Below are 7,082 nucleotides of genomic sequence, written 5' to 3' on the forward strand. Positions count from 1 at the left end.
CGGAAAGTTGAACGGCTGTCCAGCTTTTTGTTAGACTCCGTTTCATTCACGTTTAGGGGTGGCATATGAGCTATTTGTGCACGATATCTGCCGGCAGCGACGGGTTCCAGGTTTGACCGGCGACTTTGCTCATTCCGACATGGAAATCACGGTCGGACTCATGGCTGAAGAACATCCAGTTAAATTCAGCCTGGTCGATAAACCCGAGCGAGCCAAGCTGCTGGTTGTAGACCGCGCTGTAGCGTTTGGTGTGACCATCGTAGTTATCCCATGGACGGGTATTTTGCCGACGATCGCGGTGATAATCGTCCGCTGTCAGCGCACCGGCCAGTTCGGCGTGGGCATCGTAATACTGATAGGTAAGATTGAGAGTCGTGTCTTCGTTGATATTCCACAGCCCGCGCACGCGCAGGCTCTGCACTTTGCTGGCGCTGTCCGCGCGGAACGAATTCCCTTTTACCTGGTTGGCTTCAACCTGCAGGCCGAAATCATCATTGAGCATACCGCCGGTACGCAGGTAGGTATCCCACAGGTTGCGACCTTTACCGTAAAAGGTGGCGCGTTCGGCAATTTCATTCTCCCATTTCAGCGGGATCGGCTTGCTGATCAGGTTGATAACCCCGCCCACGTTGTTCGGGCCATACTGTACTGCCGCGCCGCCACGTACTACGTCAATGCGATCGATGGTGGCAAAGCTCACCGGGAATAACGACATCCCCTCCTGGCCATACGGCGCCAGCACCAGCGGAATACCGTCTTCCAGCAGTTGCACCCTGCCGCTGCGGCTGTCGTACAGGCCGCGCACGGAAATCTGCGGAAGAACGCCGGTGCCGGTCTCGTCCTGAATTTTCACCCCCGGTACGCGCTGCAACGCATCGTCCAGCGTGCGGTTCGCCCCTTTGTGTAGCTGTTGTTGGTCGATCACCGTACGGCTACCGGCCCAGGTTTTGACTTCATCAGCCCTGGAATCACCCAGGATGTTGCCCGATACCGTTATCGTCTCTTCCGTTGCATAAGCCAGCTTGCCGGCCAAAATGAGTGCCAATGCCGTTGCTATTTTTGTGTGTTTCATCGTTAACCCTAATTAATGCAAGTAATCAATAATGAGTTTGAGAAACATTAGCATTATCAATAATTGCAACATAGCCCTGTGCCGAAAGTCAGTTTTTGTCAAGTGGCTTAAAACATGGCATTTTTTTCACATTCAGAGGGAGGATTGCTTGCGGGGAACAGCACTGGTGCGGCTTTAAGTAAATATATGCATTTTTATTCAAATAAAATAAATGACATTGTGAATTTTATTAACGAAGCGGCAACGAATGGCATTAAGTAAAGACTGCAAGCTTGCGATCTGTTCATCACTTTACGTGCGTAACAAGCCATGATACGTTCAGAATATGAATACAAAATGCAACCTCAGCGCTTTTAATCGTGACCTGTGGTGGCTGCCATCTTAATGGCGGCCTGAATGCGTATTCCCTCATTCCACTCACCGCCGAAAGGCGGTGATTTTCATTGATAAGACCCCTTTCGGCTTTATGCTCAAGGAGTCTTATATGAACAATAAAGCCATCATCCTTACCGGCGATCGTGCAACCGGCCCGCTTCACCTCGGCCACTTTGCGGGATCTCTTCGCCAGCGCGTGGCATTGCAACACGACTATCAACAGTTTGTCCTGGTCGCCGATCTACAGGGCCTGACCGATAACGGCAGCAATCCGCATAAGATCGGGGACAATATTCCCGAAGTACTTGCCGATTATCTCGCCGTGGGCATTGACCCATCGCTCACCACTATCTGTCTACAGTCGGCGTTGCCCGCGCTGGCTGAACTCTCCGCACTGTATATGAACATCGTGACCGTCGCCCGCGTTGAGCGGAATCCAACGGTAAAAAGTGAAATCGCGCAGAAAGGATTTGCCCGCTCGCTTCCCGTTGGCTTTTTGGTTTACCCGATTAGCCAGGCGGCGGATATCACGGCCTTCAAAGCCCAGTATGTGCCGGTCGGTGATGACCAGTTACCGATGATCGAACAGACAAATGAAATCGCGCATAAGATGAACAGCCTGCTGCCCGAGCCCGTTTTGCAACACTGTAAAGCCATACTGAGCGACATCGGCCGCCTTCCGGGCATTGACGGCAGTGCCAAAATGTCGAAATCGCTTGGTAATACTCTGCTCCTTTCGGCCAGCGAAGAGGCCATTCACAAAGCGGTTAGCTCCATGTACACCGACCCTAACCACCTTAAAGTGAGCGCCCCGGGCCAGATAGACGGCAATGTGGTGTTCACTTATCTGGATGCTTTCCTCCCGGATAAAGCGAAAATCGCCGGGATGAAAGCGCATTATCAGCAAGGTGGATTGGGTGATAAAACCTGTAAAAATGAGCTGGAAATGTGCTTACAGGAGCTGATTGCGCCCATTCGCGAACGACGCGCAACTTACATACAATACAAGGGGATGCTGATGGCGCATTTAAAAGCGGGCAGCGAACGGGCGCACGAGGTGACGCAGCAGACGCTCAAAGAGGTGAAACAAGGACTGGGCCTGCCGGTGTTCTGACTCGCTGGTGTGTTAACGGGTGAAGCTGTGCCCTGAGCCAGTGAGCATGTCAGGGTTCCGCTATTCTTCGGGCGGCAAAATAGTGCGCCGGCGTGCTGCCCATCGTTTTTCTGAACATGGTGATAAACGCATTAACCGACTCATACCCCAGATTCGCCGCCACGTTCTGCACTGATACCCCGCTCGCCAGTTCCCGAAGGGCAATAATCAAATGCAGCTGCTGACGCCATCGTCCGAAGGTCAGGCCGGTTTCGCGCAGCATCAAACGCGCTAAAGACCGCTCGCTGAGCGCCAGCCGCTTTGCCCAAATTTTAAAGGTACTGCGGTCCTCCGGATGACTGACCAGCATATCGGCCATCGTCCGGATTTTAGGGTGTGCTGAAACCGGCAGGCTTAATTTCTGCTGCGGCATAGCGGCAAGTTCATCAAGCGTCACTCGGGTCAGCCTGCCGACATGGCTCTGGGGTGCGTAATCCACGGCCTCATGCGTTAAACGGTCAACTAACTCTTTGATCAGCGGTGAAATCGCCAGCGAGCAGCATTTTTCCGGCAGCGCGGCGGCACCGGGTTCAATAAACAAATAGTTGAGATGCGCATTCCATGTGGCTTTGGCGCTATGGGGGACACCTCCAGGGATCCACACCGCGCAGTCTGGCGGCACTATCCAGATGTCGTTTTCGGTACGACAAATAACCGCCCCATACAGGGCAATGATCAGCTGCCCTTTGCGGTGCGTGTGAACCGGCACTTCGGCGGCGTAATCTACGAAATCAATATGACGCGCGACGGCCGGGCTCGACGTGCTGTCAGGATCAAACAGGGTATGGGCAAGTCGGGATGTCATGTCATTTGGCAATATTTAGGTATTTTTTGACAGAATAGAGTATTTAAGGACATGCGCAAACAGGGAATAATTCCCGGCATGAACATATACCCAAGTAACTTCAATATGCAGGATGGTAGTGCTTAAACAACCTATCCCTACGATTGACTTGGGTTCACTGGCTCCTGCAACTCGAAGTATTCTGGGTATAATCAAGCTCCGCCACACGCATTTTTTGCACGTGATAAGCCGCTGGTCAGGCCGCATCATGTCTCCCGTGCTACTGAGCGACGCGCATGCCCTGCTCTATTCCGCCAGGAGTTTTGCCGCCGCGATGCTCGCCTATTACCTTGCCCTGTCGATTGGCCTTGAGCGCCCTTCCTGGGCCATCATCACTGTCTATATCGTTTCGCAAACCTCGGTGGGCGCGTCGCTGAGCAGGTGTCTCTATCGCCTGGCAGGTACCGTGGCTGGCGCGGGGGCGACGGTGTTGATCGTGCCCACATTCGTGAATATGCCAATTTTATGCAGCGTGATGCTGACAGCCTGGATCAGCTTCTGCCTCTGGCTTGCTCTGCTTGAACGTACACCCCGCGCCTATGCCTTCGTGCTGGCCGGTTACACCGCGAGCCTGATTGGCTTTCCCGCCGTCGCCGACCCTGGCACGGTGTTTAACATCGCTATCACTCGGGTACAGGAGATAGCGATCGGCATCGTCTGCACCGCGCTCATTCACCGATACATTTTACCGAGCCGGATATCAGGGCTGTTCAACAGCAAATTAGCGCAGACGCTGCACGCGGCGCGACAGCGTCTTGCCGACACCTTAGCAGGCAAGTCCGATGCGGCGTCAGAGCCTCTGCACCTCGCGCTGGCCCTGCAATTTTTGCAGGGTATCAGCCACCACATTCCGTATGATTTTGCCCTCTCGGTGCCGGTCCGTCAGGCCAGGAAAGCACTCCATGACAGGCTGGCGCGGTTAGTCATCGTGAACGGTGAATTACGCGATCGTTTACAGATAATCGAGGCGTTACCCACCGACGTGCAGACATTGCTGGAGGATGTTCAGGCCTGGCTTACCTGTGAAGATGCCGGGAAACGCAAAAGCGCGGCGGATGCGCTACAAAAGCGCAGCGCGCAGTGGTGCGCGATGCAGGTGCAGACGTTTGAGGACGCACTGCATGTGAATGTTGTCCGCTATATCGCGGAGTTGATTACCCTCATACAGCAGTGTGAACGCCTTGCAGATGCCATCCATCACGAAAAACACGTGCCAGCACAGACCGAGCCTGACGGGGCAAAAGGGTATGTTTTCCATTGCGATCCCCTGAGTGCTGCCCGAACGGCACTGGGCGCATTTGCCATTATCCTGAGCGGCTGTCTGATCTGGATTTACTCTGCCTGGTCAGATGGCGCTACGGCGGTCTCGATTCTGGGGGTTTGCTGCACCCTGTTTGGCAGTTTCGATACGCCAGCCCCGTATATCGTGAAATACATCATCGGCTCCGTCTGGGGCGTATTGATAAGCCTTATCTATAGCTTTGCGCTGCTACCCCAGGTCAGTGATTTCCCCGTGTTGGTTGCGGTGCTTGCCCCAGTCTATTTGCTTGCCGGGTCACTGCAGGCGCGACCGCCCACTACGTTTATGGCGATGGGGATAACTTTAACGCTGCCGGTGTTGTGCGAGCTGGGTGCACACTACAGCGGCGATTTCGCTGATGCAACCAACACCGCCATCGCCTTATTTTTCACCACCGGCTTCGCCGTCGTCAGCATGAGTGTGTTGCAAACCGTACAGGCAGATGCGGCGATAAACCGCCTGCTGAAACTTTGTCAGCGCGATATCCGCCGCAGCGTAAACGGTGTGTTTAAAAGTGATGAAACGCACTGGACCAATCTGATGATTGACCGGGCCGCTCTGCTGTTGCCACGCCTACAGCGCAGTGGGCACTCATCCGCGTGGGCACTTTTTCACCTGGTGCACGTCCTGCGCATTGGCCTGTGCGTGATGCACCTGCACCGTTTCAATACGTCCGCAGGCAGCGAAATCAACGAGGTACTTCATCTTCTTACCCGCACAACGCAGACCGAAGCCTTGCGCGAGCGTATTTCCGCGATGGCAAACCGCTGTTTGCCTGCGGCAGATGAACCCTCGCGTCAATTTGTCGACAGACTGGTTGATCTGCATTGCGCGTTGCGGATGCAAGACAAGGAACCTGCCAATGATAAATGACATCGATATCGGGGGTGTTTTTATCCCCGGCCTGCTGGTGACCGCACTCGTTGCACTGGTCTGCACGCTGTTGCTCGTTCCGCTGTTTTCTTTCAGCAGGCTTTATCGCCGTTTGCCCTTTCGCCCGTTGATTGATTTTTCAACCTGGATCGTTACCTTTTTCCTGCTCTTGCAGGGCCTGACCACACTGGGGTTATTCACATGAAATCTTTACTCTCTTTACTGGGTCGCTACGCGCTGACGCTAAGCGCCGTAGCGGTGGCAACGCTTGTGGCGTTTATTTTCTGGAAACACTATGCACAGACGCCATGGACTCGCGACGGGCGGGTTCGTGCGGATGTGGTGCAGATTGCGCCGGATGTTTCCGGGCCGGTGAGCAGTGTGGCGGTTCGCGATAACCAGTGGGTTAACCGTGGCGATGTTCTTTATGCTATTGATCCGCACTGGCTGAAACTTAGCGTGCTTAGCGCGCAGGCCGATGTCGAGGCGAAGCGTCATGAGATGCTGATGCGCCAGGATGCGGCCAGAAGACGCGCACTGATCAAAGGGGTCATTTCCGGCGAAGACATCCAGCAAACCGGCAGTGCGGCAAACGTCGCAGCGGCCAATTATCAGGGCGCGCTGGCGGCACTGGAACTGGCACAGCTTAATTTAGCACATGCCACCGTGCGCTCACCGGTGGCGGGCTATGTTACACATCTTCGGCTTCGCCCTGGCGACTACGCCACGGCGGGAGAGACAAAAGTCGCTATTGTTGATGCGCGGAGTTTCTGGGTGGTGGGGTATTTTGAAGAGACTAAGCTGCGTCATATCCGCGTTGGCAGCAGCGCACAAATTTCACTGATGGGGTTTGATCCGCTCATCACGGGCCATGTGGAGAGTATCGGGCGTGGGATCGGCGACAGTAATGACGAAACGGGCGGGCTTGGGCTGCCGGAGGTCAACCCCACATTTAGCTGGGTGAGGCTTGCACAACGCGTACCGGTGCGCATTCAGTTAGATACATTACCGGCGGGGATTGAGTTAGTGGCTGGCTTGTCCGCGAGTGTGTCCATCCAGCCTTAAGGGTCTACCACCGCCCGGCCATTCGTTATCCTGGGGCCGCCACCGCCTGGCGGCTATCTACAGGCGGTGGCGGGCATGACTAATGTCCTTGTTGACCGCTTAGCGTCAGGCTCGGACACCATGCGTTTTCCGGTACTATCTTGTGCTAAAAGCAAGTTTAGCCGCGAAGCATAAAAACAAGCCTCCGGTTGCTCTGTCCATCACTTTGATAATGCAGCTTTTCCTCAGTATGGCAGAGGCAAAATGGGTGGATAAAATGAGCGTAATTGACCACATTGTCCCGATGGCAACATGGATGCTGACAAGTATAAATGTCCAAATCAGAGTGAACCGCCCCGGTTTTCCTGGAGAGTATTTTAGTTGGGAACTCAGGCTGCCAGATCCTTATTCCCGATGGAAG

At 54.4% G+C, this 7,082-nt stretch carries 7 protein-coding genes and 1 pseudogene; 5 read left to right on the forward strand and 3 right to left on the reverse strand.

Annotated elements, in window-relative coordinates; genetic code table 11:
- Positions 1 to 70 precede the first annotated feature (70 nt).
- Entirely contained in the window at positions 71 to 1,072 is a 1,002-nt protein-coding gene (locus ACSZPU_RS21635) for a TonB-dependent receptor family protein (protein ID WP_499003012.1), read from the reverse strand.
- A gap of 114 nt (positions 1,073 to 1,186) precedes the next feature.
- Between ACSZPU_RS21635 and ACSZPU_RS21640 the strand changes: the two genes are divergently transcribed.
- Together ACSZPU_RS21640 and trpS are read left to right on the forward strand one after the other, a co-directional pair.
- Positions 1,187 to 1,333 (forward strand): hypothetical protein, encoded by a 147-nt coding sequence (locus ACSZPU_RS21640; RefSeq protein WP_499003014.1) that lies wholly within the window; start codon positions 1,187 to 1,189, stop codon positions 1,331 to 1,333.
- A gap of 223 nt (positions 1,334 to 1,556) precedes the next feature.
- Positions 1,557 to 2,561, forward strand: a complete 1,005-nt coding sequence (gene trpS, locus ACSZPU_RS21645) for a tryptophan--tRNA ligase (RefSeq protein ID WP_499003016.1) — start codon at positions 1,557 to 1,559, stop codon at positions 2,559 to 2,561.
- A 49-nt stretch (positions 2,562 to 2,610) separates the two neighbouring features.
- Here the strand turns inward: trpS and ACSZPU_RS21650 are convergent, their stop codons facing one another.
- Positions 2,611 to 3,405, reverse strand: coding sequence for an AraC family transcriptional regulator (locus tag ACSZPU_RS21650; protein ID WP_499003018.1), 795 nt, complete (start codon positions 3,403 to 3,405; stop codon positions 2,611 to 2,613).
- 247 nt (positions 3,406 to 3,652) lie between these two features.
- Between ACSZPU_RS21650 and ACSZPU_RS21655 the strand changes: the two genes are divergently transcribed.
- The 3 genes from ACSZPU_RS21655 to ACSZPU_RS21665 are packed head-to-tail and all read left to right on the forward strand — an operon-like array spanning position 3,653 to position 6,682.
- Positions 3,653 to 5,617, forward strand: a complete 1,965-nt coding sequence (locus ACSZPU_RS21655; protein ID WP_499003019.1) for an FUSC family protein — start codon at positions 3,653 to 3,655, stop codon at positions 5,615 to 5,617.
- The gene (locus ACSZPU_RS21660; RefSeq protein WP_499003020.1) at positions 5,607 to 5,822 is read left to right on the forward strand and encodes a DUF1656 domain-containing protein; all 216 of its coding nucleotides are present in this window, start codon (positions 5,607 to 5,609) and stop codon (positions 5,820 to 5,822) included. The genes ACSZPU_RS21655 and ACSZPU_RS21660 overlap by 11 nt, the downstream gene beginning before the upstream one ends.
- On the forward strand, positions 5,819 to 6,682 hold the full coding sequence (locus ACSZPU_RS21665; protein ID WP_499003022.1) for an HlyD family secretion protein: 864 nt from the start codon (positions 5,819 to 5,821) through the stop codon (positions 6,680 to 6,682). Before ACSZPU_RS21660 ends, ACSZPU_RS21665 begins: the two co-directional genes overlap by 4 nt.
- Positions 6,683 to 6,817: 135 nt before the next feature.
- Here ACSZPU_RS21665 and ACSZPU_RS21670 read toward each other — a convergent pair.
- Positions 6,818 to 7,003, reverse strand: a pseudogene (locus ACSZPU_RS21670) (LysE family translocator); the annotation flags it as partial.
- Positions 7,004 to 7,082 lie beyond the last annotated feature (79 nt).

The organism is Phytobacter sp. V69, assembly GCF_965644215.1.
Taxonomy (GTDB): Bacteria; Pseudomonadota; Gammaproteobacteria; order Enterobacterales; family Enterobacteriaceae; genus Phytobacter.

Bases quoted from the DNA above. Each gene is read 5' to 3' on its own strand.
- ACSZPU_RS21635 (WP_499003012.1), bottom strand. From the start codon at position 1,072: ATGAAACACACAAAAATAGCAACGGCATTGGCACTCATTTTGGCCGGC.
- ACSZPU_RS21640 (WP_499003014.1), top strand. From the start codon at position 1,187: ATGGCATTTTTTTCACATTCAGAGGGAGGATTGCTTGCGGGGAACAGC.
- trpS (WP_499003016.1), top strand. From the start codon at position 1,557: ATGAACAATAAAGCCATCATCCTTACCGGCGATCGTGCAACCGGCCCG.
- ACSZPU_RS21650 (WP_499003018.1), bottom strand. From the start codon at position 3,405: ATGACATCCCGACTTGCCCATACCCTGTTTGATCCTGACAGCACGTCG.
- ACSZPU_RS21655 (WP_499003019.1), top strand. From the start codon at position 3,653: ATGTCTCCCGTGCTACTGAGCGACGCGCATGCCCTGCTCTATTCCGCC.
- ACSZPU_RS21660 (WP_499003020.1), top strand. From the start codon at position 5,607: ATGATAAATGACATCGATATCGGGGGTGTTTTTATCCCCGGCCTGCTG.
- ACSZPU_RS21665 (WP_499003022.1), top strand. From the start codon at position 5,819: ATGAAATCTTTACTCTCTTTACTGGGTCGCTACGCGCTGACGCTAAGC.